Origin of the sequence: Natronococcus pandeyae (assembly GCF_008122205.1) — an archaeon.
In the GTDB taxonomy this organism is placed as follows: domain Archaea; phylum Halobacteriota; class Halobacteria; order Halobacteriales; family Natrialbaceae; genus Natronococcus; species Natronococcus pandeyae.
The window spans coordinates 31706-58399 of the sequence record NZ_PHNJ01000018.1; the positions used below are offsets into that span (position 1 = coordinate 31706).

Consider the following 26694-nt stretch of genomic DNA (forward strand, 5'->3'; position numbering starts at 1 on the left):
ACATTTAAACCATTGGCAGGCAGCTGCAACCCGGAAAGGTTAATTTTGAAGTAATTGTTGCATAATAAAATACGGAATTTAATCGTCTGACAAACGACGGAATCGGTGCTGATCGACCCGCTCTCTGGGATAGGGAAACCGTCTTAACAAAGTCATATCAACGGACGAGTACGGAACCAGAGTTTCTAGAACTACAATCCTTATATTATTACTCAATGATCCACACTAAGGCTCTATCGGAGGTATCCTCTCTGAAAAATTGCATTCGCCAAAGGGAGCTAAAGCGATTCTCTCGTTGCCCTTCAATTTTTTTGGTGAGTAATCATCGTGAATCGATAGTGATAGCTGATCAGAGTAGCTGTGATCACATTAGATGGTGATTTGATCGGCGGGTGGTATTTGCCCGAGCGATTACGAGAACCGATAGGCCGGTGGTCCTAGTACTGGCGAGAGAATCCCCTTCCAGACGGTTCATAATTGAGCATCAGCGTCGGACCGTTTCTAGTGACTGACCCTTGGACTAGATAACGTTTGGAAGACCCTATATTCATACCTATCTAAAGGAAATGGCAGTATCAAACGAATGATTGCCGAAATTCGGGGAAGACACTCTCACTACGGAAGATGGGGAAAATACTGGTAACAAAAACCGTTAAAAATTACTTCTGAGAACGGAACATCGTACTTCTATCCCAGCAGAGACCGCTCGGACCAAGAGTCAGTATCTTCTTTTTGAAAAATGTATAAGAGGCAAGATCTGATAGGTGGATGCTAGCGAACCTCATGGAGGAGACCAATGAGTGAGTCTGGGGGTACGATCGCCGACGGGCGTATCGAACAAGAAACAACGGTGCCACGCGCCGTCTTGCACAAGAAAATCCTCGACGCTGCGGCAGAACGCCCCGATGCGTCGATGGAGGAGCTCGCAGAGGATATTAGCTTCGCGACTACCGACCTCGTTGAGCGCGTTCTCGATGAGTACGGTGATCCGGGTGCTAAAGAGGAAGATGACGGTGACGAGAAGACGAGTGAGCCGATGGAAGAGGAAGACGAAAGCGATGACGAAGCCGCTTCCACAACGATTCCTGGTGAGATCCCAGCGGAGACCACCGACTTATCGACAGAACAGACCGATGAAACGGCGATGACCACTGATTCGTCGACGAGTGGTGAGACTGAGATGACAGCGACCGAGGGTACCACAGAAAGCGACTTCGCTGCAACTCAGTCGACCGAAAATTCCGACGAACCGGATGCTGAGATCGATTCCGATTCAGAGAAGGCCATGAACGCGCACGAGATAACCAACGGTTTAGACACGCAAACCAACGAATCACAACCGGATCAGGGTCAACTCCTCGTCGAGGTATCCGATCTCACCGAGAAACAACGAGAAACGCTGCGGGCGATCCAAAATCGTCCAACAGCAACCCAGGCGGAGCTCGCGGACGAACTCGGTGTCACTAGCGCGACAATCAACCAGCGCGTAAACTCGATCGACGGATTCGACTGGTCCAATCGCCAAACGTTCGTGGACCACGTATTCGATCAACTGAGTGATAGTAGTGAAGACTCCGCGGAGAAGGAGGTGAATGTTGCAGATAAAGCAAATAAATTCACAGATAATACCGCTACATCGGATGCTATGGAAGACACAAATCCTACCGACATAAACGAGACTGTTGGCGTGGAAGTGGACGACGAATCGGATAGCCCGCAGTGTACCGACCTGAGCGCTCAAGTTAACGAACTGACCGACCGAATCGAGGCTCTCGAACAAAGCCTCGACAGAGATCCTACCTCAACGTCCACACTAGGTGACACCGAACTTGCCCACAAAGTCATCCATGCCTGCTTCAAATCCGACCAGATCACCGAAGACGAGGAGTTGCAACTCTTAGAGGATGTAGTTAACAGCTGATGTGAGTGAGTCGAACTCAATCCGAGTCTTTCGAGGCCAGTTGATTACTGTCGCTACGTTCGTTTTGCCCTCCTCTTTTCTCGTCCGGTGCCACGATTGACCATTGCCGCCAATTTTCTGGAGGTCTATCCGGATACCTTTTTCTTTTCACTGTCAATATGTTTCGCGATAAGTGGGGTCAGACCACCGACGATCATCCCGTATACGACTAAGCCCACTAGACTCGGGATATGGACATACGGGATCGTTGACGTGATTCCGTAAAAGACGATCCATACAGGGACTATGATAATCGCGGCGAACCAGAGAAGTATACCGAATGCGAGTCCGAGAGCGGCACCGGTCCGCGGCTCGGCGGCGAGAAACTCCAGCAGGACGAACCGCCTGATGGTCAGATAGTACGTTATTGCCCCCAATATTCCGATGACCAACAGAAGTATCCAGGCGAGCGGTTCCGCTCTCGTTCCGACGAGGTAACTGACAACAGTTATTTCCCCTAGAGTGTGAAGGACAACGCCGAAGACTCCTCCCCCGATCATGCCAGTGAGTATCCCTGTTGAGATATCTAAACCGCTTCTTGAACGGTCATCTACTATGTGCTGTCCACCCATGGTTACTCGCTAAAGGATTCATCCACAGTTATTATATGATTTTTCATGACTGATTTGGCTATTCCATCTCACTGTACGCCGTCCGATATCGAGAAGTAAGACGACTAATGACCCTCGAGTAGTGAAACGATTTCAACCGGCGTAGTTCCGTGAAATCCACCGTCGATGACACGGTCAACAGAGACAATCAGTGCCTTAACACGAGGCCACTTAATCTCTGGGTCAATTTATCCGCCCTCCTCCGCTCAGGTGGGCTAGGCACCGTTCTCTCGGTGAGGCTGAAGCGGATTGTCGTACTCACATTCGATGATGCTAACGCTCGATCGTGAGAGGGGTATAGGTGCTCCGAGACAGATGCCAGTTCGTTGGTCAGTATCGATGGCACCTATAGTAGCCACTGTAAGTCAATGCACACCTGATCGCAGGACGGTTGTGCGATCAGTGTGTAAATCGTCGCAGTTGTTACTATAGCAGAACTGAACGGCCGATCGCTGATGACGTAGGCTATTTATCCGATGGGGGGCAAAGCTTTCCTGCGGTCAGCGGAAGGAAGATCATCTCTCGTGAGGAAGGAAACGCTGCGCACAGTTCGGACACCAGTTGAGTCCGTTTTTGGTTGTGTATAATCGTTCGCCACACTGATCACAGCGCCAATTCGGGAATCTCATACGTTACCATATACCATTCCAGTTCATATATCTGTTTTGTTAAGAAGGAGTAGTATCCAGTCCTAGGTGGCCATCTACTACACTGGACAGGAACTCGACGACGAGGAGGTAGGGCCAGTCGATGAAGCGGAAACCGAGTAACGAGTCAAATCGCTCGGCTATTTGCAAGAGTAGATTGTGAACTGATCGCTACCAGGGAACGTAACTGCATGGATGGCCTGTTGCACGTTTTCCTTCCGCTCACGATCGTGTGTGTCCTCTGCACGGAGCTATTCGAACGGAAGTGGTCCTAGTCATTGGGTTCGTTGGTCTGTTCCCCGACTTCAATAAATTCCTGGGTATACCGGGCCTATTCCATTCGTTCGTTTCACTGGTTCCGGTTTGCGTGACCCTGCTCGCAACGGAATACACGTGGCGGAGAGAGATCACCTACAGCAGCCTCAGCGTGTTCTTCATCGCGAGTCACCTCGCGCTCGATCTCATCGACAGAAGTGGCGTGTATCCACCTTATCCGATCGTCGAAACCGGAATCGGACTTACGTACTCGATGGAAATCGTCTTGGCGCGGGGCGGATCGACGTTGCCGTGCAAGGGTAGCCAGTACAGTGTTCTCGACGACGCCTCGGGCCGGGTTCGAAACTGATGCAGCCGTTGAGACGAACCCGTACGGACTTGTCGAGTTAGACTCGAGTAATATCGTGACCCAGCCGAGAAAACCAGTTAATTCAGTTGCGGATGTCCCTCAGTCTAGGCAGGTGCTCAGATAGAACGAGTGGAAGATGGTCTCTAGGCCGAGGATGATCGCCGTCACGGCTAGGAGATTCGCCGGCACGAACGGAACGGCGGAGAACCCGCTCGCGATCCACTCTAAGAATAGGTAGCCGGCGTACACCGCACCGAGTCCGAAGAGGAGCAATCCGAAGGAAGCCCCGTACTCGAGCTGGAATCGTGATTCAATCGCCCGCGAAATTCGATCGTTCGGCTTTCTGACCGGATCGGTCGTCGCGGCGCTAAACAACGTGAGAGAACTAACCTGATACCCGAGTATCGTAAGCAGACTTCCCGCGATCATCGTGTGCGTCCCGAACATGACCGGCCCGGGTTGAATATTGAAAAACGAAAGTCCCATGAGTAAAAGTCCGAATCCGAGTGAGATGAGGCCGGGGATGGCATAGAGATAGGATGGACAGTTCATGAGCATGAACTTCACATGGCGCCATCCGTCGCGGAAACTGTCAAGTTCGGCCTCGCCTTCCCGTTCATGGTAGGTGATGGGCACCTCCTCGATGCGAAGTCCCTGCGTGGCTGCGTTCATGACCATTTCGCTGGCGAACTCCATTCCGGGACTTTGCAACTCGAGTGACTCGAGTGCCTCTCTCGTAAACACGCGGAATCCGCTGTGGGCGTCACTGACGTCTGCATTATAGAAGATGTTCAGGAATCGGGTCAACACCGGATTCCCGATGTACTTGTGAAGCGGCGGCATCGCATCGGGTTCGATCTCTCCTTCGAGTCGACTCCCGAGAACCATGTCCGCGCGGTCGTTTTCGACCGGTTCGAGCAACTTCGGCAGATCCCCGAAATCGTACGTTGTGTCCGCATCGCCCATCACGATGATGTCGCCACGGACGTGTTCGAACCCGTACTGGTATGCCGCCCCGTAGCCGAGTTCGTTCGGTTCGACGACGATCGCGCCCATCTGTTGGGCTATCTCTGGCGTCCGATCGCTCGAGCTATCGCTGACGATCACTTCGGCTAGTATCTCTAGGTCCTCAACGACCGATCGTATTTTCGTGAGGCATTTCTGGACCCCCCTCTCTTCGTTTTTGGTCGGCAGGACGAAACTGAGATACGGCTGTTCATCGCTGTCTGCCTGAAGTAGTCTTCCGACCGACGAATCGTGCTCGAGGGTACCGGCAGCCGAGTGTGCCGGATTGAGGCTCTTTGTTCCCCCGTCCGCAGACTTCGGCGACCGATTTGTCTGTAGGATCACCTCACCACACTCCACGCACACATGGCGATCGTCGATTGTAACGGCACCCGGTGCATTGCATGAGACACACTTGATTTGTGCGTCCCGCACTGACAGTGGATATCGCCCCATACCCCCTATGAGGGGCATGGCCAATGTTATGTAATAACACGATGGTATCTATCATCTATAACATATTAAAAATAGTGGCATTTTTCCTCCGGAGTTCACGTGGTCGACGGATAGCAAACCGAGAATTACTATCATCAGAACAACTTATAATATCTGAATTATCAGTTTAGATATACAATCTTCATTTTCTATATATGACGCCAAGCCAGAGTTCTAACAAACGTACTAGCCTCGCCTGAGGGCACACACGAGAAATCAGATTGAGTTGCAAAACCTCATCGGAAGCGATCGCCTTTGTCTAGGAGAAACCCTAAGAATGACTGGAAAGTAGTATATCAAGCAGATAATAGAAGGCCGGGTAAATGGACTCAGAAATAATTCATAGCGACGACCGTTCAGGAGAGAGTATTTCACGCACAAGTATATTTGAGATACTAAGCAATGATCGTCGTCGATATGTTCTGGAATACTTAGAACAAACAGAAGACGGGACCGCAGACCTCAGAGAACTCGTTGATTACGTTGCGATTCGCGAGACCGGTTTGACCCTCGACGAGGTGAATTATAACGCTCGGAAGAGCGTATACACCTCACTTCGTCAGTCTCATTTACCAAAATTACACGATACTGGTGTGATCACTTATAATCAGACACGGGGAAAAGCCGAGCTAAACGAATGTGCTGACGACATCTACACCTATCTCCAAACAGTCTCCGCGAAAAAAGCGCAACCTCACTGGACATATTTTAGATTAGCTGTCTTGTGTTTCCTCGGTGGAATAGCAGTTTGGTTAAATATACCTATAATCGAACACATTTCCTGGTCGTACTTGTTTATGCTGTCTATTTCTGCTGTATTCATTACATCTTCAATATTTATATTTTTTGATATTCATACATAATAGACGGGTTAGTGGAGAGTATATTATCCGATCCACACATGGCACTCGACTGTAGATGGAGAGCCGGACAAATCCGATGAGAGAGAATGACTTAACCGAACCCGATACCAGGGGTCGTTGACTGATAGAAAAGTGCACGCGAGTATCGTCTCATCCTCATCGAACCTGACTACTCGTTGCCAAGTCGTCGAGCAACTGAGCGGAAAATCCAAACATTCTCTCCGGTAAAGACTTCTGTTACTGTTCTGAGGCAAGAGCGAATCGTTGCATCTCATCACACTAGCCGTTTCTCACGGTCGAGAACGGTGGACTGATTGGAAATTTATTAATTCACCCAAAGATGAATATTGGTGCCTTATTCTTTGTTCTACTGGGAGAATGATGCAGCAGCGATCCAATATACAATTATAGCTGAACAAGAATCGAATACATATGTGCCTTGGAGTTAGCCAATTATCTGGACTATGGGCGAGAAATCCACACATTCGATCCCGCGGCGGACAGTCTTGAAAGCAACTGGAGTTGGGACCGTCGGAACGATCGCGATGACCGGCAGCGTCAGCGCTCACATGGACGAAGTGCGTTTCTGCGGGTGTTCACAGGTATGCGTTCGCGGCTCGCAGGGTACTGTTACGGTTCACACGGCAACTAGTACTGACAATGGATTCGATTGTTATTCTGACTCCTTCGATACGGGGCCGTATGACCGGGACGAAATATTCTGTGTGGGAGTTGGCCAACTTCAAGGAAACCAGATAGTCGCCGTGGCAGATGAAACCAGCGAAATCCTCTGTAATCCCAATAACTGTGCTCGAAATGCCGTCTCGGAGTGTGCTCCTAGTTGTGTGGACAACGGAAAAGTAAGCAGCGGCCAATGTACTGAAAACCCGAGACACTGGAACATATAATAGTCCAATCTACTTTTCGGGCACTCAATTATGAGATATTATAAAACAACCTAATGCTTGGTATACCATTGATCTGCCTTCATCGACAGTTACAGCGAGTTACACCTAGCGTTTCACGACCAGGGGAGTAGTTGACGGTTCTAGAGCCTAGAAAAAGCTATTTCGAGGAGAACGACGAACGAGACGTATGGGACTGATCGCAATCGGAGAGTTCGCGGGCGCTTCGCCCGACGTACTGGAGCTGGGCGGTCTGTTCACCGCCCTCGCTGCCGTCGTTCTGCTGGCGTACCTGAACTTGCTTGACGCCGCACCAGATGATTACGGAGCGATCCGAATAACGACTATCGCCGCCATCACCCCGCTCGTTCTCACGTTTGGGCTCTACCTGCTCAGCTTCCTCGTCTCGTAGACCGATCCGGTTGCCCATAGCTAACGACTGGAGCGCCGACTAGAAGCCAGAGGGAACGACATCGGCTGCACAACCTATAAGCACTCTGCTACCGCGTCAATAGACATCACTTCCGACGACCCCGACCGCGCGGAACATGTGATCCCGGCCTACGAACCCTGGCTCGGCGAGCGCGAACGTGAGCTGGTGACCCGTGCCGTCAGCAGCGGCTGGGTCTCGCCTGTCGGCGACTTCATTGAGGAGTTCGAACGATCGTTCGCCGAGTTCGTCGGCACCGAACATGCGATAGCGACGTCCAGCGGCACGGCGGCGCTCCACCTCGCGCTAGTCGCAGCGGATATCGAGATGGGGGACGAGGTGATCGTGCCCGACCTCACGTGGATCGCCTGCGCGAACGCAGTGCGATACGCGGGCGCGGACCCCGTCTTCGCAGACGTCGATCCGGAGACGCTGACACTCCAGCCGGAGCGCGTTCGTGACGTCGTCTCGTCCGAAACCGCGGCGATCCTGCCCGTACACCTGTACGGCCATCCCTGCCAGATGGACCGACTCGTCGAGATTGCCCGAGAGTACGACGCACTCGTGATCGAGGACTGCGCGGAAGCTCACGGAGCCGAGTATCGGAACCGGACCGTCGGAAGTATCGGCGACGTCGGCTGTTTCAGCTTCTACGGCAACAAGATGATTACGACCGGACAGGGAGGGATGGTCACGACTGACGACGACGAACTCGCCGAACGCCTGCGACTGTACAATCGAGACGGGATGTCGACAGAGCGGACGTACTATCACCCGGTCATCGGGTACAACTATCGGATGTCGAACGTCCACGCCGCGATCGGCGTCGGCCAGTTGGGACGCATCGACGAGATCGTCGAGCGAAAACGCGCGATCGCGAATCGGTATCGGGATCGGCTTACCAGCCACGACGTGACGCTGACAGATGAGCGATCGTGGGCCACGTCTGTGTTCTGGATGAACACGGTCATGTTCGATTCGCCGGACACCCGTGATCTGGCCGTCGACGTACTCGAGGCCGACGGCATCGAAACGCGGCCGCTATTCTATCCGTTACACCGCCAGCCGCCGTACGCGGAGTCGAAGCGTGGCACGATCACCGTCGCCTCTGACCGGTACCGCCGCGGGCTCAATCTCCCGTCCGGACCAACGCTGCGAGACGCGGAGATCGACCGCATTTGCGATCGTCTTGCGACGCTCGAATGAACCGAACTCGAAGTAGTGCGCCGATCGAGCGACCTGAACCCGTGAGGGCTATCACCGTCGATGTTGGCCTCGAGGACTAACGATGCGCGGGTTCGAGTGCCACCGCGGCGGTAGCGGGATCAGTCAGATCAATGCGCTCACGCGATGAACGGGCCGAGAATCGAGCCGTGAACGGCAAGGAAGCCGAAGAGAAACACGTTCAGGAACCCGTGCAGTACGATGACTGTAAGGAGGCTTCCGGTTCGGTCGTACAGGACCCCGAACGCGAATCCGATGACGAAGGCGAACGCGACGAGCTCCGGAACTCCGTGTCCCGAGTGCATGGCCGCGAAGAGGACGCTGGCCAGCGTGATCCCGCTCCACCGACCGAGATAGTCCACGAACGCTCCCTGCACCAGCCCCCGAAAGAGGAGTTCTTCGACGAGCGCGACGAAACCGATCATCACGACGGCGAACAGTACGATCTGCGGTCCCGTCCAGCTTCCGACGAACGGATCCGGCTGGTACAGTGCGTACTCGAACTCTGCGAGGACGAACGCGATGGGGATGGTGATCGGGATCGAGAACAGCCCGAGTTTCCATCCGACCGTCACCTTGGTCGCTCCCCACGGGCCGGCGACCAAGAGAACGGCGAGCAACAGGACGCCGTATATCGGCACGATCGACGCTAGCGGAGCGTCGAAGAGCGCTGGCATCCCGAGATTGACGATCCGAAACACCGGTAAGAGGGCGATGACCTGACAGAGGCTCGTTACGGTCCGCAGCCGGACAGGAACGAACGCGCACAGCAAGAGTACCAGAAAATGTCCCCACAGCGCGATCGCAACGCTACCGGCGTAGAGTGCTGATTCGCTGAGAACGATCCCGATCGCCGCTACGCCGATGAGGAGCGTGGTCGGGTTCAAATCGATGTTCGCCACCGGCGTCATTTCTCGGATGCTCATAAACGATCCTAAGCTTGGACGCGTCCGGGTAAAGAACGTGGTGGGTATACTAACGAGGCCCATGAGTCCTAGGATGATTTCGATTCTGATTCGGTTTCAAGCTCGTTCGCTGCCAACGGCCACGATGGCTGTACATTCGCTCCGCCGGATAATGAGACCCATTCTTCTATCATCCGGTTCGATCCCGATTTCCTCAAAAGCTGGCCGTCTACAACGTGAAACAGTCCTGTACAGCGCACTGGACGGCATCGTTGAGGAAGCTCTGCGTTACGACTGTATGGTATGTGTTCGAGGAGCTGGACGGCATCCGTGAGCGACTGTCTGAAGCTGCATGACATTCCGAGTGAGCGTTCGACCGCTTGTACGCCTACGTCGAGTACAAACCGAGGCAAAAGGCCTGTGCGTGGATACTACGAACCCGAAGAGCACCAGCAAGCGGTGTGCCGAGTGTGGGTTCATTCACGACGACGACCGCCTGAGTAGGGACACGTTCGAGTGCCAGAAGTGCGGGAATCGGAATCACGCCGACTACAACGCTGCCAAGAATGTGGCAGTCGTGTATTTCCGTCGTGAGCAACAGTCTTCACGGTGGAGGGGTGTCAGTCAATACGCCCTGAAGTACGGGATAATGACGCCGAACTGGGGATACACCTCGTACGCTGAGGCGTCAGAGGCCGAGTCTGCGGACAAGCCCCACCTACTTCGCTCGCCCTGACGCGCTCACTCGTTGAGGGTGGGGTAGTTGACCCATTCTGGCAGCACGATTTACCGGACCTGAGGGGACAGTGTCCACGTACGAAGGAAGTGCTCGGTGCAGCGATTGGATCGAACGATCTCCGGACACGCTATCGTCGGGGACGCCGTTGCCGTCGACGGTACTGACTGGGGTGACATACCCCCGCGTTCGATCTCCCCGATTGCGAGGTACTCGTCCTTGACTGCGATGGTGCGGAGACGACCGTATTGCGCGAGCTGAACATACCTATCTGAATGATAGTCGTTAAAGTTTATCTGTTGTTTGGATCGGACGTAGAGACCCTGGCCGACATTCTGCCGGGACCGGTACTGCATTGAGGAGACGATTGTTGAGGGCGCTGACGGGGACACCGTAGTACTATATGCGACAGCGTCTTAGAACGAGGGTGATCGGCCACCGGCCTGCTCCGGTTTGACGCCACCCAGATCGATGAGAACGAACCCAAAAACGATACTCACCGTCGCACTTGGACTTGCCCTTCTAGTGTCTCTCGGCGGAGTCGGATACGTCGCTGTAACTCCGCAGGAGTACCCCGAAGACGCCTTCACCGAATTCTATGTCCTCGACGCCACTGGCGAGGCTGATGAGTATCCTACGAACCTCTCCGTCGATGAATCGGGGACGATCATTGTCGGCGTCACCAATCACGAGTTTGAGGAGAAGACCTACACGATCGTGCTCGTACTGGATGATAACGTGGTTGATCATGAAACGCTGACTCTCGATCACGAGCAGACGTGGGAGGACCCGTTCTTGTTCTCTCCCGACGACGAGGGGGAATTCGAACTGGAAATCCTCCTGTATGAAAGTGAGTCTCCGAATCTCCAGGACGAACCATATCGGAGCCTTCAGCTTCAGGTTACGGTTACCGAGTGACGAGGCTGGTGCCATTGCAACCCCGGTTCGTCGGTTGGATGCTGTGAAGCGTACTCTTGTCTGGGAGTCATAACGATGGACGAACGGCATATCGACGGCTGATCGCGTTCGATCCGCTGGGACGGATCCGGACGAACTAGACTAGACTGCACTCGAGTGGACCGAACTGGATCCGGGGCGCTTTTGAGTTCGCGTTCATCGAGGTCCGAAATGGAGCTCTCAAGATCAATACTTATGCGCGACGCCCGTATCGTACGTCGGCGATGCGCTCCCAACTCGAGGCGAGGCTCGACCGACAACAGATCGGGCTAGGAGCGACGAGTGGCATCGTGTACGCCGGCGTCGCACTGGGTATCGGCGGGGTCGTCGTCGGGTCACCCGTTCCGTCGATTCGGCCTGCAACCGCGCTCCCGGTCGTGTTTGGACTTCTTTTCGGTCCGTCAGGCGCCGTCGGTACCGCCGTCGGCGCCGCGATTTCGGGGCTCATCGGCGTCGGTTTCGAGCCGCTACTCTTCTTCGAGTTCCTCGCTACGCTCACGCTTGGTATCATGAGTTATGCGCTCTGGGGCCGGTACGGCCGACTCTCAAGCGGGGAGCCGCCGGCCATGGGAGCGCCCGCGCAGCTCCTGGAGTTCAGCGTCGTCGGAATTACCGCGGCAGCAGTCAACGCGGCGATTCTCGCCTGGGGACTCGAACTCCTCGGCGCGTTTCCGTTCTTCGTAACCGTGGTCCGCACGATGGGCAGCGCGTCCGTCGCGATCCTCCTCTTTGGACCGCCGCTCCTCTACGCCCTTTATCCGATCGTGCAATCACGCGGCCTGACGTATCACGGAACGGCCGTCCGATCGGCCCAACCGACAGACGGAGATGGTGTCACGACCGTGATCATCGTCGCCGTTGTCGGTTGCTGGCTACTCGTCGGAACCGTTCTCAGCGTTGGGGCCCACGCGTTCGGCGCGATTCCGACAGAGTCGCTCGCGAAGCATGTCACCGAGCGGGTCGCCCACGAACGATCGTGGCTCCTCCTATTCGGGTGGGCCGGACAGGTCGCGCTCGGTACCGTAGCGCTGTTTCTCGTTCTCCGGTACGCCGCGACGCTCGGGCTCGGTTTCGCGTCGCGCCACGGCGATGCCGCGCCACGCCGTCCCGATCCCGCGTCGGACCGCGACGACCGCGAACCGGACTAGGACTACTAGCGATCGCATACCCGGCCCGGAAACATCTTTGTCGGCATCTGTCCACGGACTGACCGTGAAGCTCACTCGACGGGATGCGGTAGCGGCCCTGACCGCCGCAGGAGTCAGCGCGAGTGCTGTCGCGATGGCTCGTCTCGACGACCGAGCGAGCGAATCGGGTGCGTTTACGGCTCGCGACCTCGACGTCCTGCTGGCGACGGCAGATGTCGTGTACCCGTCTGCCGTCTCCGTCACCGAGGAGTTCATAGAAACGTATAGCGTCGGTCGGGTCCAAGATCGGGAAGTGTACCGAACCGGCATGAAACGAGCGATTGCAGACGTGAATGCGTACGCCGGACGGTACACGGGGACGCCGTTCCCCGATCTGGCACCCTCGGCGCGGGATCAGGTGCTCCGGGAGATGGGTGTCGACCGGGTCCAGCCGGAACCGGAGGGCACGGTTCCCGAACAGGTCCGGTACTATCTGGTGAACGAACTCCTCTACGCGCTGTACAGCACACCGACCGGCGGGGAACTCGTGGGACTCGAGAATCCACCGGGGTACGCTGGCGGGCTTGAGTCATACCAGCAAGCGCCAGAAGACCGACCCGCAGACGAGTAAGGATACGAGCATGCAAGCGAAGACCCGACGAACGACGCGAGCGAAATCGATCGATCGGGCGCCGTCGGATCGCGTCGATGTTTGCGTGATCGGCTCCGGTCCGGCGGGCGCGCTCATCGCGTACACGCTCGCCGAGCGCGGTCACGACGTCGTGGTGCTCGATGCCGGCAAGCGGTTCGATCCCGCTAACCGCGAGCGCCGGATGGAGATGGCGCTCCGACCGGGCCACGACTTTGTGGACGTGTGGGAGATGGGCGGCCGGCGCGACCGGTACACGGTCTCGGGCGATCGGTTCTACCAGTTGAACCGGACGCGCGTGAAGGGGATCGGCGGCTCGACGCTTCACTGGGTGGGGATGACGCCACGGTTGCACGAGAAGGACTTCGAGATGCGCTCGCGGTACGGGCTCGCCGCGGACTGGCCGATCGACTACGCGGACCTGCGGCCGTACTACGCCGCCGCGGAACGCGAACTCGGCGTCGCCGGCGCCGAGGACAACCCGTTCGCACCGCCTCGAGAGGAGCCGTATCCGCTCCCGGCGTTTCCGCCGAGCCATTCGGATTCGATCTTTGCCGACGCGTGTGAGGAGATCGGTATACAGATGCACTCGGCTCCGCAGGCCCGCAACTCGGAGGCGTACGACGGCCGGAGCCAGTGTGCGGGGTACGGAACGTGTATGCCGGTGTGTCCGGCAGGGGCGAAGTACAGTGCGGACGTTCACGTCCGGAAAGCCGAGGCGGCGGGCGCACGCGTCGTCGATCGCGCGGCCGTGCAGCGCCTGCGCCACGACGAGTCGGGTGAGTACGTCGAGAGCGCCGTGTACGTCACGCCGGCCGGTGAGACGCATGCACAGCGCGCGGACGCGTTCGCCGTCTGCTGCGGCGGCGTCGAGACGCCGCGGCTGCTGTTGCTCTCCGAAAGCGACGCGCACCCCGACGGACTCGCAAACTCGAGCGGTGCGGTCGGACGGTACTTTATGGAGCACCCGTCGGTGTCCACGACAGCCGAACTGGACCAGGACACCCGCCAACACCACATCGGCTTCCCGACGAGCGAGTCCCACCAGTTCTACGACCATGAGGAGCCGCGGCCGGGCAGCTTCACACTCGAGTTTCAGAACACGGCTGGTTCCGACGTACACGGCTACGACGGCGGCGGTGGGATGGGGGGAATCCTCGCGCCGCTGTACGGCGCCGAGTGGGGCGACGACCTCCTCGAGACGATGCGCGACCGATACGGAAACACCGTCGCCGTGAGCGCGACGGCCGAACAGCTGCCGGATGCGGAGAGTCGTGTGACTCTCGACCGGTCGACGTCCGATGAGTTCGGGAATCCGGTCCCCAACATCGAGTGGAGGGTCGGCTCCCACGCCGTCGAGACACTCGAGCACGCCCTCTCGATACACCGGAACATCGTCGATCGGATCGACGGGACGATTACCGGGCAGACGGATCCTCGAACGCCCGGGACCGTCGCCCACCACCTGGGCACGACCCGCATGGGCGACGATCCTGACGAGAGCGTCGTGAACGCGCGGCTGCGCACCCACGACGTACGAAATCTCTACCTCGCCTCCGGAAGCGTCTTCGTCACAGGCGGCGCGATGCCCCCGACGCTCACCATCGCCGCGCTGTCGCTGAAGGCGGCGGACCACATCGATTCGGCCCTGTGAGCTGCGTCGTTCTCACGGCATCGAAGCTACCGGCGACCATCGCGGCATGAGAGGTGCGATTAGAAGTCGGATGCCCTCTCCCGTTTGCCCCTAGGAATCGGGCTAGCGACACTAGGCCCGTAAGCGCTTTTTTGAGCCCGGTGGAAGTCAACCGTAACTACCGTTCGTCCGGACAGGATATTTACAGCAGTATGGGTGTAATTAGACATTTCTTCACACCTCACTTCGGGCGCCGACCGACCGACCTCTGTTTCGATCTGGAATGTCAATAATGATACCGAAATGGTCGACGCGTATATCGTGTATGACGGTGCACACGGGGGTCGTCTAGAGAAGGGATCGGGCCAGTCTCGCGATTTTGAGGCCGCGGGTGGACGAGCAGATGGCTGGATCTAATCTCTAGGCTAGGATCCAACCCATTCGATCAAGGCGGATTACCTCCGACGGAGAATGCGGTCAGCGTACGCTTCGCCGCCAGTCGTTCGGCCGATTCAAACCGACGGATGGCAGGTATATAGGGCATCGACTTGATGCCGCGCTATGTATGTCACCACCTCCCTTGTTAATTCGACAGACGGTCGATTCAGCCGTTGATCGATGCGGCCGCCGGTCGGATGCTTTGCCTAGAGGAGTTCGCGATACACAGCCATCGTCTCGGTCGCCGCGCGGTCCCACGAGAATTGGTCCGCTCGCTTTAGTGCAGCCCGTTCGATGGCTGCCCGTCGCTCGTCGTCGTGCAGGAGCGACCGGATCTGTTCGACGTGCGCGTCGACGTCTTCGGGATGGCACTGGATCGCGGCGTCACCGACCACCTCGGGAACGGAGTACGCGGTCGTCGTGACGACCGCGGTTCCGGAGGCCATCGCCTCGAGCACCGGCAGGCCGAACCCCTCGTGTCGCGTCGGAAAGTAGAAGACAGTCGCCTGACGGTACAGCTCTGCCAGGCGGTCGTCCGAGACATACCCGAGGGCGTCGACTGATCGTCTTCGGAGCCGCTCCGGCACAATCTCCTCCCAGCCCGTGCCAGCAATGACGAACTGCTCGTCGAGGCGCTCCGCGACCGCCACGATCGCCTCGGGGTTCTTTCGCTTCGACGCGAGACTGGCGTGAAAGACGAATTGGTCGTCTCGAGTCCAAGTGTCCGTATTGGACGTGGTCGGGCAGAATCGGTCGTCCACGGCTAGATGGACGACGTGCAGATCAGTGCTGTCGACGTACCGTCCGATCTCTCGCGCGACACTCTCGGAGTAAGCCGCGATCGCGTCGGCGCGTTCGAGCATCCACCGGTTCGTCCGGTGATGCAGTCCGTAGAAACGCGGATGGCTGATGAGGTCGGGACGATCGGTGAAGAAGAGATCGTCTGTCGAGACGACAAGCGGCGTCTCGGAGTACAGGATTTGAAACAGCGCGGGAAAGCGAAACGAACGGACGTTGTCGGTGGTGAGAATGAAGTCCTGGAAGAGGTGGACGAGGTCTGCATCGCGCCAGTCATCAACTGGGACGACGCCGTACGCCGACAGCGCCGCTTGCAACTGGTCCTTCACTAGGTGTTTCGTTGTGTACGTATCGGTAAACGTGAGGAAGTGGACGCGGATTGACTCGGCGGATTCGTCGATGTCTGGTTGCGGATCTGTTCGACTTCGACTCATTGGTGAGCGGGCGGTTCCCTGGCGGACACGAGCGCGTCTTTCCGTAGTGGTCGATTGCTGCTCGCGCGTACTCGATTCGGCCGGTGGCGTTCGCGGGACTGAACTGCTCGGTATCCGGACGGAACGCCCGCCGCTCGAATCCCGGTCGGGAATCGCGTCGAGATCATTCCGCTGAACGGACGGGCCGTGATCGGGACACCTCGGATCGCAACTCCCGGATGTCGGCGCGCAATCCCCTGGATACGGCGCTCCACGTGTGGTTCTCCTCGACGAACCGGCGAGCCGATTCGCCCATCGCCTTGCGTCGATCGTCGTCCTCCGCGAGGTCGACAAGTTCGTTCAGGAAGCGCTTGCGAGGCGCAACGACCACCTCTTCGCCGTGACTCACCTCGAGACCGCGGACGCCGCGTTCGGTTGAGACGACGGGGAGACCGCGGGCGAAGTAGTCGAGCATCTTGATGTTGGGCCCCCCCTCGGAGACGGTCGCCGGGTTGAGCCCGATGTCGGCGGCGTCGAAGTAGGGCTCGAGGTCGTCGACGAAGCCGAGGACGGACGCGTTAGGTGGCGACGCGTCTAGTTCGGACCCGACTGAGCCGGCGATTGCGACGTGGATGTTCTCGCCGCGATCGCGCGCCGCGGCTGCCATCTCGAGCAACCACTCGGCCGCCTCTACGTTGAGCGGGTGGACGGTTCCCACGAAGAGGCCGACGACCGTGGTTTCGTCAGCGCCGAGCTCGCATCGGATCCGCGCCCGTCGCTCGGGGTTCGCGAAGCTGTCCCGAACGTTCGAGTCGTAGGTGGCGACGGGGGCGACGATATGCGGCGTCCGGACGTCGAATCGTCGCTCGTACTCCTGAACGCTCCACTCGGATTCGAACAGGACCGCGTCCGCGTCGTCGAGCGCGCGCTGTTCCGCCTCGTTGTCGGGCGGCCGAGTGCCGTGCACCGAGTAGAGGACTAGCACCTCGTCAGTGAGGGCTGTAATTGCTGGCACCTGCCACGATCCTCTGACGATCACGACGTCACACCAGTTGAGGAGCTTCCGGAGTCGCGCAGTCGACCACGTGCACAGGCACGTGCCGGTGAACTCGAGGGAGGATCGACCGGGGGCGACCGACGCCGCCGCGCGGACCAGCTCGTAGAACGGGTTGAGGGCCCGGTACTCGACGTAGTGCTCGTCGACAGGGACGCGGCGGCGCAGATCGCCCTTCCGGAACGTCGAAAACTGGCGAACCTGGCAAAACCGGTAGACCGTGTCGCCGTGCTCAGGGAACGCGGTCACCATCGCGTGCGTTCGGTGATCGCTCCCGTTCGTCGGCGGATACACGTCCGCCGGCGTCACCTGCAGGACGTTCATGGCGTCCCACACGGTGTCAACTGTCAAATTCGTTTGCCTCCTGCCACCCTAGAGCGGAGCGGCCGACCGGTTCGCGTCTCTTCCATTCAGCGGTCGTTGCGGTCGTCAGAGTTCTCTCCAGACATTGGCGGACAGTCCTCCGGACCGCACTCGTTGGAACCGCAACAAGAGTCAGCCGTTCGACAGGAGAGGCCGGCTACTGCGATGAGATGAGGGTCCTCGGGATGGAGCTTACCCTGATTTCGCTGCTATTGGTGGCTATTCGTCCGTTACAGTTCGCCGCTTTGGGACGGAACGCTCGGCGATATCGCATCCGAGTAGCCCTAGGACCGGTGAGGTCGCCGACAAGACCGTTAACGCTCTTGACATTTATCCCGTTCGGCCCTGGTGAAAACAGTGCGCCGTATACACTCGGGGGCGGTGCCGTTCTTCGAATCGCTCCCGCGTAGCGAGTTATCCGTGGCCGTGTTTCGCGTCGCCCTGCTTTCGGATAGCATCATGTAGTTCGATTCCGAAAAGAACTACGAACAAGACGCCGATCGTGAACGCACCAACGTAGCGGAACTCGGTGCCGGTCACATATTGGTTCAGCGTCCAGTGAAACCAGAATAGGTCTGCCAAACGGGATTCTGGAAGCTGTCGCAACGCACCGTCGAAAGCTGGACTGAGACGATACAGATCGGGGAGCAGTGCCCACGCACCGCCGAAAAAGATCACTGTCCGCTTGTACTTGGCGTCCGGAATGAACACCTGAACAAGAAGAGCCGTGAACACGATCCCGAGTGCGAAGTGGGTCATCAGACGCGCCACGATTTAGGTCCCTCCGTCTCCGGTATCACCGGTTGCATCGTTGCACCGGACGCCTTTTTCATACCATTCGCCGAGCGCGACGATGATGACTAACGCACCGGCAAAGACAAGAGCGACGCGCGGCGATCCCGCTCCTACCTCCAGCCGGTCCATGGTCCGGTGGAACCAGAAGAGATCGGCCCATCGGGACGTGTCCAATGCGTAAAACACGTCCGTGTACACCGGCGTGATCCCATGTAGATCGGGAATCAACGCCCAGATTCCGCCACCTACGATGACCGTCATCTTATACCGAAGGGAGGGGAAGAACAGGTGAACGAGGATGGCCGTCGCGATCGCGCCGACCGCGAAGTGAGTGAGGACAAGGGACATGCTAGGGCGGTTCGATTTCGCGTCTAGTACTCCCGTAGCAGCACTCATAATAGTGTGGTAACTCCCTCGAACGAATCCGTTTGAACTGCGGAGTACCGAGAGGAGGGACAACGAACAGGAGTCTGCTGGTCGTCTTGGGGGACGATAGCACGAAAGGTCAGTTGATACGCCTAGTGCGGATACCCCCTAGACCGGGCACCCACCGTGTCTGAAAACGGTATCATCCAAGGCCTTACGTAGGTTGACATCCTTCGGCAGTGCATCCATCATCGAACGGAGCACCTGCCTAACGCATGAACGTACTGCACCTCTATGACGGGCACGAGAAAGTGTTTGAAGGCCGCGGCTCGGTACCGAACGTTGTCTGGAATCTGGCCCGGGAGACGGCGGCTCGCGGACACGAAGTGACCGTGCTCGAACGACAATGGGACGGCCTCCCGGAGCGGTCCGTTCACGAGGGGGTTCGGTTCGAGCGGATCCCACTGCGAACGGGACCGACCGAGCCGTGGGAACAGATCCCGTACGAGATGGTGTCCTCGCCGCGCGGCGCCGCGACGCTTCTCCTTGACCGGACGAACTTCGCGGCTCGGGCGCTCAGCCGACTCCGCGAACTTGAGTTCGACGTGGTGCACGTCCACCTGCCGTTCGCCGGCAACGTGCTGGCCACGGTCGCCCCTTGGATCGCGAACCGGATGGTGTACACGGCACACATCGGCGAGACGGAAACTCGGGTTCGAGAGACCCGGTTTTCCCCGGACGCGTACCTCGCCCGACGGGCTGCGCGGACGATTGTCCTCAACCCGGAAATGCGAAGCGCGTTCGAGTCACGGGGCGTGGCGGCCGAAAAGCTCGCTGTGATTCCGAACGGAGTCGACATTGACCGGTTCCAGCAGGTGGATCCGGGTGTCTGCGAGCAGGTGCGCGTGGAACACGACCTTGAGGGGTCACGAATCGTCCTGTTCGTCGGCACAGTGACGCCGCGCAAGGGGGTCGTAGAGTTACTCCGGGCGGCGGCGCAGGTGGTAGGACCCCGTCCCGACGTTCGACTGGTAATCGTGGGGAAGATGGACATGGAACCGACGTACGCGGACGAGGTTCGCGACCTGATCGATACGACCGGCCTCAGCGAGCACGTCGTGTTGACCGGCTTCGTTCCGGACGAGCAGATCCCGGCTTTCTACCGGCTTGCCGATCTCTTCGTCCTGCCGTCCTACGAGGAGGGTTCGAGCATTGCGGTCACGGAGGCGATCGCCTCCGGTACGCCCGTGGTCGGGACGACGATTGACGGGATCGTCCAGCAGATCGATCCCGGCGTACACGGCCGCCTCGTCGACCCGGGAGACATCGATGGCCTCGCAACGGCGCTCGCCGAGTTGCTGGACGACGGGGCTGAGCGGGAGGCGATGGCGCGAGCCCTCGAGCGCCGGGCGGACGAACTCTCGTGGGAGCACATCGCCGAACGGATTGTAAGCGTCTACCGTGACGTGAGCGGCCAGCGGAACGTCGGCATCCGTCCGGAGGTGCGATCGTGAAGAGCGTCGTCCTCGTCACGTTCGACAGTATTCGCGTCGACCATTGCGGGTTCGCGGGCTACGAGCGGGACACCACGCCGACGCTCGACCGTATGGCCGACGAGGGGATCGTCTTCGAGAACGCGATCGCCCCGGGCCCGAGCACACCGGAGGCGATGCCGGTGATCCTGACGGGCTCGCACCCGCGGTCAGTCGCCGGATCGAACTGTACCGAGTTCGTCGAGCGGCAGACGATGCTGCGGGAACACATGGCGGCGCGCGAGACGCTCGCGGAGCGGTTCTCGAAAGCTGGTTACGCGACGGCGGGATTCTCGCCGAATCCGTACACCTCACGATACTTCGGGTTCGACGAGGGGTTCGATGCGTACGAGGACTTTATTGATGGATCACGCGAACGTCTCTACGACGGCATGCTCAACGGGACACTGGACGGACTTGACCTACAAGGGCTCTTTCCAGCGCGAGTGCTCTTCAACTGGATCCAGCGTGAGGAGGTGTTCAAACCCTGGGAGGCGTTCTACGACTCGATCCTCGAGTGGGTGCGCGGTACCGACCGGCCGTACTTCCTGTGGGTGCTCCTGATGGACACCCACGATCCGTACCTCGTTCCGTCCTCGTACCGTACCCAGTCGCGATACGCCACGTACCGCGCCAACTGGCGGCTCTGGCGACAGGGCCACGCCCCCCCGATCTCCGAGCGAACTCGCGATAGACTGGTCCGCGCCTACGATGACACTATCAGGTACTCGGACGCCTTCCTCGACAGGCTACTCAATGATCTACCGCACGATCCACTAATCGTGGTTCACGGTGATCACGGCGAAGCCTTTGGCGAACACGGGACCTTCGGTCACCAGCAGCGCCTCTACGAAGAGAACGTCCATGTGCCGCTGGTCGTTCACGGCGGTTCGACGGATACCGTAGCGGACCCGTTCTCCCTCGCGGATCTCCCCGAATTGCTGCTGGATCTCGCTGTCGGCGATGAACTGGACGTTGACGGGACACCCGCGATCGCACGGACGCTCGACGGCGAACGGACCGCGATCCGAGGCCGGAACTGGAAGTACCTGACGGGGCCGGACGGGGATGCCGCGTTCGACCTAACGACCGATCCCGGAGAGCGCTCGCCGCTCGAGGAGTTGGCGCTGTATGAACTCTGTCAGATATTTGTCAATAGCGTAGTATATTCAGATCGCGAGAAACGCCGTATCGGTGGTGCAGTCGACCAGTTGCGGGGTAAGCTATGAGAATCAAATTGGGGCCGCTTCAGATCACCAATATAATCGACACAAAAGAGTGGGGTGGGAAATGATTAGTGTTTACGTAGAAGGTATGCCCGAACTACTCTCAGAGTTTATGTTCGAGATCAATTCAATCGAAAGCGATAGATCCTGTATAAGTAACAGGGGTAAACAGAGAGTGACAGAAAATCATGCCAGGTCCACTTCGTTCACTTTACAATTATGTTCGGGAGATGAATTACCGTTACAAATTGATTTCGCGTTCACACACGGTTGACGGAGTCAGTATCCGAAGTTATGAGCCCCTCAATGCACACCGCCGGGTTGATGCTGAGGAGTTATTGATACGGATATCTGACGAGATGTGTGATGGGGATGTTATGTACGATATCGGTGCAAACGTCGGCACACACAGCCTAGTGTTGGGAAAGAAATATGATATTTCCATTAAGTGCTTTGAACCGAATCCGGAAGTGTACCGATGGTTAGTAGCAAACGTTCGCGCGAACAGCTGTGACAATATCGATACCTATTGGACGGGGCTTTCGGACAGGGACGGCGTACACGAACTACAACTCGCGCATCGGAAATCGACGTTTGAAGACAGGGGTCGAAATGGATCGAGGACAGCCGAAGTACCGGTGTATCGACTTGATACGCTTGTCGGTGATGATCTTTCTCCTCCCGACAGAATCAAGATAGACGTGGAGGGGCACGAATTGTCCGTTCTCGACGGTGCACGAGAAACACTCTGCGAATACGAACCAACGATTTACGTTGAATCACACGGTAATTCCGATATGATTCGGGCTTTCCTGACTGACATCGGTTACCGGATCGAACGATTACCACCGTACATGGTTGCAAGGTCATAGATGCTAATGAAAGGAATTCCGTGCCCGTTTGCATATCCCGCTCTGTCCGCAGCTAGGTACGCAACTGGCACCAAAACCGATCTCTCCGGTAGTCATCGAAGCCGAGGTGGAATAGCGTGAAAAGCGTCATTCTCGTCTCGATCGATAGCCTCCGCGCGGATCACTGCAGCTTTATGGGTTACGGGAGGGAGACGACACCGACGCTCGACACGATGGCGCGTGAAGGCCTGTCCTTCGAGACGGCGATCGCCCCGGGACCGAGCACATACGAGTCGATGCCAGCCATCGTCACGGGACGACACGTATGCAACTATCCGGTGACCGGCGAAAGCCCGTACGACGGCCGCGGATCCTTTATCCAGACGAACACCAATCGGGAGACGATTGCGGAGTGGTTCGCGCGTCAGGGGTACGCGACGGCCGCATTCACGACGAACCCCTACACTGGCGCCCACACCAATTTCGCGCGCGGTTTCGACCGCTACGAGGATTTCATGGACGGCGGCGAGGGGCGACTGATGCGGAAAGCGGCGGATCTACCCGTCTTCTCGGAGCTGAAACACGTCTTCACCCTGGTTCGGGGCGACCGAGCATCGAAACCGTGGCAGGCATACTACGAGGATGTTGTCAAGTGGGTTCAACAGGCGCCGGAGCCGTACTTCCTGTGGGTGTTTCTCCTCGATCCGCACACGCCGTACCTCGCACCCGACGAGTTCCGGGACGCATCCCGGCTTGAGATGTACTACCGGAACTGGAAGCTGTGGGCGGCGAAGAAATGGGGGATCGATCTACCACTGGACGGCGAGTCGCTGGTATCGCTGTACGACGCGACGATCCGGTCAAGCGACGCGTTCCTTGAGTCGCTGCGAGAGGACGTCCCCGGAGAGCCCGTCATCGCCGTCCACTCGGATCACGGTGAGGCCTTCGGCGAACACGGCTCGTTCGGCCACGACGGACAGCTGTATGAGGAGAACCTTCGCATCCCCTTTGTCATCTGGAACGCGGAGACAACAGGTGTCGTGGACCGACCCGTGTCGCTGACGTCGCTTCCGGCGGTGCTCCGAGAGGCGTCGACTGGCCCAATATCGATACCGTCGCCGGACCACGTGCTCGCCACCACGCTCGGCCCGGAACGCGTGGCGCTCCGGGCCGACCGCTGGAAGTACATCGCCACCACTGCCGATACCGGGAACGGCGCGTCCGATGCCATCGGCCATCGACGCGTGATCCGCGAGGAATTGTACGACCTTGAGTCGGATCCGGCCGAACAGATCGACCTCGCGTTCGAACGCTCCGAGCTGGCTGCCGCATACCGCCGGCTGGTCGAGCGGCGACTGTCCCACGAGCGTGAAGTATCGACGATACACCACGCGATACCGAGCCTCATATGACCGACATCTGTCTCGTCCACGGCGGCGACCTCGGCGAACCGAGCGGCGGCACTGATCGCGTGTCGGTGTTCGCCGCTGGGCTGGACAGAGCAGGCTACGACGTTGCCGTCGTGATCCCTGAGCCCGGAGGACCGCTACCGGAGCGCCTCGATCCGGTCGACATCGTTCCGGTCTCCGTGGGAACCCGGGGGGTCATCGATCAACCGGTCCGAGCCGTCAAGTTGGCCCGGACAGCGCAGGCGATCGCCAACGAGCGCGACGCACACCTACAGGTCGAACACTCGACACTCGCCGGCGCGACAGACGTGCTCGGGGCATCCGTCGACGTCCTCGATATGCTCGACCTCGCTTTCCGGTCGCCGCTCTACGGCGATCTCCCGCTCGGACCAGTGGTGCAGCGCATCATCCGACGGATCGAAGGACGCGCCCTCTCGAGCGCGTTCGAGACGGTCGTCGTAAGCGACCAGATGGCCGAGCTGGTTTCAAAGGAGTGGGGCGTCCACCGCGAGCGGCTGACGGTCATCCCGAACGGGTACTTCCCAGATGTCGTCGAGCCGTACCTTGACGTGGAGACGGTCCCGGGTCGCGTCGTCTTTCTCGGAACGCTCCACCCGAAGGTCGACTACGAAGCGCTGCAATCCGTGGCGGAGCTGCCGGAGGTGACCGAGTGTCTCGTAATCGGCGACGGCCCGTGTCGCAAGGAACTCGAACGGGCGGCAGCGACCGTCGGGAATTTACAGGTGACCGGTCGACTTCCCGACCAGGAGGCGTTTCCGCTGTTGGCGAGCGCCGCCGTCGCCCTAAACCCTCAGCACGCGTCCGGTCTGCAGGCGGCCTCCTCGCCAGTGAAACTGTACTACTATGCGGCACTCGGCCGTCCGATGGTTCTGACGGAGGGGCCGGACTTCGCCGAAACGCTCGCCGAGGCCGGCGCCGCGACACTCGTCGAACCCGAGGGAGCGTTTGCGGACACGGTGCGCGGTTTCTTGAACGACGACGAGCGTCGCGAGGAGATGGAGCGAGCGGCGCGTCGAGCTGGTGCTCGATCGACGTGGGGTCGACGTATCGACGCGCTCGAACGCGTGTATTCGGGCCTGGAAACCGTTCGGTGACGAGACCGGCGACCGGCGTGACGGGACGAGCTCGGTACGGATCTTCGAAGGACGTCAGAGGTATCCGAGCGCCTCGAGGTGTTCAACATCCGATTCCGAGAGGTTCTTCTTCTCGGTCGAACTCGTTTCCAGTTGTACCAGATTCTCGCGACACGTTTCGATGAGTGTCTCCGGCGCGTCCGATACCCCGATCTCCTCGCCATCGATCCAAGCGTACTCCTCTCCGGTCGACGTCGCTACGACTTTCCACGACTCCGAATAGCAAACCGAAATGTGTCGGGTGAGTACGTCCGTCAGATCGGGGTGCCGTTCGAGCAATACCTCGTTCGCTTGGGCGGGCACCTGGCTCGCGACGATGCCGTTCGCCGTCCTGTACCAGCCCTCCCACTCGCCGGCCGTTTCGATCAGCGGTTCGGTGCCAGTCGTGAGCAGTTCGTAGAGATCCTTTACCGAGACCGGTCGCTCGACCAGGCGTGCATCCAGCTCGGGGTGAGCGACGACTAGCGGTACACGCAGCAAATTGTCGTTGGCGGACGCGACGTGGCCGATTCGTCTCTCCCCCATCAGATCCGTTTCGCCAAGGTTTTCGCCGTGATCCGCTGTGACGACGACGAGCGTCTCCTCGCGAAGCCCCGCCTCCTCGAGGGCGTGGAGGATCCGCTCCAGATGCTCGTCTACCGTCCGTACCTCTCCGCGATAGAGTCGTCGAATCGTCCGAAGGGTTTCCTCGTCGAGCGGCGACCCGTTTCGCTCGCGCTCGATGAAACGCCACGGTTGCGCTGATCTGTTCAGCGCCGAGAGTTCGCGGTAGGAGAACGTCTGGCCACAGTACTCCCGCTGATACTTCGAGAGCGGCGCATAGGGTCGGTGTGTATCCATGTAGTTCGCGAACACGAAAAATGGCGAGTCGATCGATGATTCGCGTTCGATGATCGACTCAATCAGGTCCGTGTTCTTATCGGGCGAGTAGTTGAATTCGGAGTAGGGATTGAACCGAGGGTGAGGAATTTTCTCCAAGAATGAGTGGTTCCTCGTCAATTCCATCACGCCCGCAGCCGCCACATTAACGGCACTCCGGATCGGTCGTTCGTGAGCTACTACCATCCGAAGCAGCTCCGGATAGCTGATTGAGTCGAGGTCGACCTCTCCGTCGTTTCCCTCGCGGAGCTGCCGCCCGTATCGGTGGATGTCGAACCCCCTCGGAAACACCATCTGCCCCTGGGTATTATAGAATTCGTCGAATCCCTCGTCGAACCCGTACTTCGGCGATGCGAACCCGTTCGCCGAGACGCCGTAGCGAGTGTAATCGTCGTTGCCGAGTGATTTGAGCAAGGGTAGCGAGTCGATTGACTGTCCGTGCCGGAAGATCCCGTGCTGGTGTGGATACTTGCCGTTCAGCAGCGAGGCATGAGCGGGGAGGGAGTGGCCCGCCGGCGTGACGGCGTTCTCGAACCACAGGTTCGATTCAGCCAACGACCGCAACGCGGGTGCATGCGCCGTCGCGGCGTCGAACCGGCAGGCGTCCCAAACAATCAGTAGGATGTTCTGTGGCTGCATCCGTA

General features: G+C 58.4%; 23 protein-coding genes. 15 read left to right on the forward strand and 8 right to left on the reverse strand.

Going from position 1 to position 26694, the window contains the following annotated elements; all coding sequences use genetic code 11:
• Nucleotides 1–796: 796 nt before the first annotated feature.
• Nucleotides 797–1921 carry a winged helix-turn-helix domain-containing protein gene (locus CV102_RS22325; RefSeq protein WP_148860233.1) on the forward strand — a complete coding sequence of 375 codons (1125 nt, stop codon included), beginning with the start codon at nt 797–799 and terminating at the stop codon, nt 1919–1921.
• 125 nt (nt 1922–2046) lie between these two features.
• On the opposite strand, the gene CV102_RS22330 is transcribed toward CV102_RS22325, so the two are convergent.
• The gene (locus CV102_RS22330) at nt 2047–2532 is read right to left on the reverse strand and encodes a hypothetical protein (RefSeq protein WP_148860234.1); all 486 of its coding nucleotides are present in this window, start codon (nt 2530–2532) and stop codon (nt 2047–2049) included.
• A gap of 1053 nt (nt 2533–3585) precedes the next feature.
• Between CV102_RS22330 and CV102_RS22335 the strand changes: the two genes are divergently transcribed.
• The gene (locus tag CV102_RS22335) at nt 3586–3843 is read left to right on the forward strand and encodes a hypothetical protein (protein ID WP_148860235.1); all 258 of its coding nucleotides are present in this window, start codon (nt 3586–3588) and stop codon (nt 3841–3843) included.
• A 99-nt stretch (nt 3844–3942) separates the two neighbouring features.
• Here CV102_RS22335 and CV102_RS22340 read toward each other — a convergent pair whose 3' ends face one another.
• On the reverse strand, nt 3943–5283 hold the full coding sequence (locus CV102_RS22340; RefSeq protein ID WP_233710782.1) for a glycosyltransferase family 2 protein: 1341 nt from the start codon (nt 5281–5283) through the stop codon (nt 3943–3945).
• 383 nt (nt 5284–5666) lie between these two features.
• Here CV102_RS22340 and CV102_RS27435 point away from each other — a divergent pair, with 383 nt between their 5' ends.
• The 3 genes from CV102_RS27435 (at nt 5667) to CV102_RS22350 (ending at nt 8747) form a co-directional block, all read left to right on the forward strand.
• Entirely contained in the window at nt 5667–6206 is a 540-nt protein-coding gene (locus CV102_RS27435) for a DUF7344 domain-containing protein (RefSeq protein ID WP_449289637.1), read from the forward strand.
• Between the two features lie 1095 nt (nt 6207–7301).
• Nucleotides 7302–7523: a hypothetical protein gene (locus CV102_RS22345; RefSeq protein ID WP_148860236.1), complete on the forward strand. Its 222-nt coding sequence runs from the start codon at nt 7302–7304 to the stop codon at nt 7521–7523.
• A gap of 138 nt (nt 7524–7661) precedes the next feature.
• Nucleotides 7662–8747 carry a DegT/DnrJ/EryC1/StrS family aminotransferase gene (locus CV102_RS22350; RefSeq protein ID WP_187433078.1) on the forward strand — a complete coding sequence of 362 codons (1086 nt, stop codon included), beginning with the start codon at nt 7662–7664 and terminating at the stop codon, nt 8745–8747.
• A 137-nt stretch (nt 8748–8884) separates the two neighbouring features.
• Here the strand turns inward: CV102_RS22350 and CV102_RS22355 are convergent, their stop codons facing one another.
• Nucleotides 8885–9691, reverse strand: a complete 807-nt coding sequence (locus tag CV102_RS22355) for a CPBP family intramembrane glutamic endopeptidase (RefSeq protein WP_187433079.1) — start codon at nt 9689–9691, stop codon at nt 8885–8887.
• 331 nt (nt 9692–10022) lie between these two features.
• Here CV102_RS22355 and CV102_RS22360 point away from each other — a divergent pair, with 331 nt between their 5' ends.
• From CV102_RS22360 to CV102_RS22380, 5 genes are all read left to right on the forward strand, one after another.
• Complete coding sequence (locus tag CV102_RS22360) at nt 10023–10406, forward strand: transposase (RefSeq protein ID WP_233710783.1); 384 nt, start codon at nt 10023–10025, stop codon at nt 10404–10406.
• Between the two features lie 471 nt (nt 10407–10877).
• Nucleotides 10878–11324 carry a DUF1616 domain-containing protein gene (locus CV102_RS22365; protein ID WP_148860239.1) on the forward strand — a complete coding sequence of 149 codons (447 nt, stop codon included), beginning with the start codon at nt 10878–10880 and terminating at the stop codon, nt 11322–11324.
• A gap of 263 nt (nt 11325–11587) precedes the next feature.
• On the forward strand, nt 11588–12511 hold the full coding sequence (locus CV102_RS22370; RefSeq protein ID WP_148860240.1) for a hypothetical protein: 924 nt from the start codon (nt 11588–11590) through the stop codon (nt 12509–12511).
• 64 nt (nt 12512–12575) lie between these two features.
• A complete protein-coding gene (locus CV102_RS22375) occupies nt 12576–13121 on the forward strand; it encodes a gluconate 2-dehydrogenase subunit 3 family protein (RefSeq protein ID WP_148860241.1) in 546 nt (181 codons plus the stop codon).
• Between the two features lie 10 nt (nt 13122–13131).
• A complete protein-coding gene (locus CV102_RS22380; protein ID WP_148860242.1) occupies nt 13132–14793 on the forward strand; it encodes a GMC family oxidoreductase in 1662 nt (553 codons plus the stop codon).
• A gap of 623 nt (nt 14794–15416) precedes the next feature.
• On the opposite strand, the gene CV102_RS22385 is transcribed toward CV102_RS22380, so the two are convergent.
• The 4 genes from CV102_RS22385 to CV102_RS22400 form a co-directional block, all read right to left on the reverse strand.
• Complete coding sequence (locus CV102_RS22385; RefSeq protein WP_187433080.1) at nt 15417–16337, reverse strand: glycosyltransferase family 4 protein; 921 nt, start codon at nt 16335–16337, stop codon at nt 15417–15419.
• A 268-nt stretch (nt 16338–16605) separates the two neighbouring features.
• A complete protein-coding gene (locus CV102_RS22390) occupies nt 16606–17799 on the reverse strand; it encodes a glycosyltransferase family 4 protein (protein ID WP_222863727.1) in 1194 nt (397 codons plus the stop codon).
• Between the two features lie 453 nt (nt 17800–18252).
• Nucleotides 18253–18597 carry a hypothetical protein gene (locus CV102_RS22395; protein ID WP_148860245.1) on the reverse strand — a complete coding sequence of 115 codons (345 nt, stop codon included), beginning with the start codon at nt 18595–18597 and terminating at the stop codon, nt 18253–18255.
• A 15-nt stretch (nt 18598–18612) separates the two neighbouring features.
• Complete coding sequence (locus tag CV102_RS22400) at nt 18613–19029, reverse strand: hypothetical protein (protein ID WP_148860246.1); 417 nt, start codon at nt 19027–19029, stop codon at nt 18613–18615.
• A gap of 245 nt (nt 19030–19274) precedes the next feature.
• Here CV102_RS22400 and CV102_RS22405 point away from each other — a divergent pair, with 245 nt between their 5' ends.
• The 5 genes from CV102_RS22405 (at nt 19275) to CV102_RS22425 (ending at nt 25132) form a co-directional block, all read left to right on the forward strand.
• Nucleotides 19275–20513: a glycosyltransferase family 4 protein gene (locus CV102_RS22405; protein WP_148860247.1), complete on the forward strand. Its 1239-nt coding sequence runs from the start codon at nt 19275–19277 to the stop codon at nt 20511–20513.
• Complete coding sequence (locus CV102_RS22410) at nt 20510–21760, forward strand: sulfatase (protein WP_187433082.1); 1251 nt, start codon at nt 20510–20512, stop codon at nt 21758–21760. Before CV102_RS22405 ends, CV102_RS22410 begins: the two co-directional genes overlap by 4 nt.
• Nucleotides 21761–22134: 374 nt before the next feature.
• The gene (locus tag CV102_RS22415; protein WP_187433083.1) at nt 22135–22629 is read left to right on the forward strand and encodes an FkbM family methyltransferase; all 495 of its coding nucleotides are present in this window, start codon (nt 22135–22137) and stop codon (nt 22627–22629) included.
• Between the two features lie 116 nt (nt 22630–22745).
• A complete protein-coding gene (locus tag CV102_RS22420; protein ID WP_148860250.1) occupies nt 22746–24020 on the forward strand; it encodes a sulfatase in 1275 nt (424 codons plus the stop codon).
• Nucleotides 24017–25132, forward strand: a complete 1116-nt coding sequence (locus tag CV102_RS22425) for a glycosyltransferase family 4 protein (protein WP_148860251.1) — start codon at nt 24017–24019, stop codon at nt 25130–25132. The genes CV102_RS22420 and CV102_RS22425 overlap by 4 nt, the downstream gene beginning before the upstream one ends.
• Nucleotides 25133–25186: 54 nt before the next feature.
• On the opposite strand, the gene CV102_RS22430 is transcribed toward CV102_RS22425, so the two are convergent.
• Nucleotides 25187–26689, reverse strand: coding sequence for a sulfatase-like hydrolase/transferase (locus CV102_RS22430; protein ID WP_148860252.1), 1503 nt, complete (start codon nt 26687–26689; stop codon nt 25187–25189).
• Nucleotides 26690–26694 lie beyond the last annotated feature (5 nt).

What these genes read in the sequence shown, in the direction of transcription:
- CV102_RS22355 (WP_187433079.1), bottom strand. Translation starts at nt 9,691, where the DNA reads ATGAGCATCCGAGAAATGACGCCGGTGGCGAACATCGATTTGAACCCG.
- CV102_RS22415 (WP_187433083.1), top strand. Translation starts at nt 22,135, where the DNA reads ATGTACGATATCGGTGCAAACGTCGGCACACACAGCCTAGTGTTGGGA.
- CV102_RS22430 (WP_148860252.1), bottom strand. Translation starts at nt 26,689, where the DNA reads ATGCAGCCACAGAACATCCTACTGATTGTTTGGGACGCCTGCCGGTTC.
- CV102_RS22370 (WP_148860240.1), top strand. Translation starts at nt 11,588, where the DNA reads ATGCGCTCCCAACTCGAGGCGAGGCTCGACCGACAACAGATCGGGCTA.
- CV102_RS22330 (WP_148860234.1), bottom strand. Translation starts at nt 2,532, where the DNA reads ATGGGTGGACAGCACATAGTAGATGACCGTTCAAGAAGCGGTTTAGAT.
- CV102_RS22400 (WP_148860246.1), bottom strand. Translation starts at nt 19,029, where the DNA reads ATGAGTGCTGCTACGGGAGTACTAGACGCGAAATCGAACCGCCCTAGC.
- CV102_RS22345 (WP_148860236.1), top strand. Translation starts at nt 7,302, where the DNA reads ATGGGACTGATCGCAATCGGAGAGTTCGCGGGCGCTTCGCCCGACGTA.
- CV102_RS22325 (WP_148860233.1), top strand. Translation starts at nt 797, where the DNA reads ATGAGTGAGTCTGGGGGTACGATCGCCGACGGGCGTATCGAACAAGAA.
- CV102_RS22365 (WP_148860239.1), top strand. Translation starts at nt 10,878, where the DNA reads ATGAGAACGAACCCAAAAACGATACTCACCGTCGCACTTGGACTTGCC.
- CV102_RS27435 (WP_449289637.1), top strand. Translation starts at nt 5,667, where the DNA reads ATGGACTCAGAAATAATTCATAGCGACGACCGTTCAGGAGAGAGTATT.
- CV102_RS22395 (WP_148860245.1), bottom strand. Translation starts at nt 18,597, where the DNA reads ATGACCCACTTCGCACTCGGGATCGTGTTCACGGCTCTTCTTGTTCAG.
- CV102_RS22380 (WP_148860242.1), top strand. Translation starts at nt 13,132, where the DNA reads ATGCAAGCGAAGACCCGACGAACGACGCGAGCGAAATCGATCGATCGG.
- CV102_RS22390 (WP_222863727.1), bottom strand. Translation starts at nt 17,799, where the DNA reads ATGAACGTCCTGCAGGTGACGCCGGCGGACGTGTATCCGCCGACGAAC.
- CV102_RS22405 (WP_148860247.1), top strand. Translation starts at nt 19,275, where the DNA reads ATGAACGTACTGCACCTCTATGACGGGCACGAGAAAGTGTTTGAAGGC.
- CV102_RS22425 (WP_148860251.1), top strand. Translation starts at nt 24,017, where the DNA reads ATGACCGACATCTGTCTCGTCCACGGCGGCGACCTCGGCGAACCGAGC.
- CV102_RS22360 (WP_233710783.1), top strand. Translation starts at nt 10,023, where the DNA reads ATGACATTCCGAGTGAGCGTTCGACCGCTTGTACGCCTACGTCGAGTA.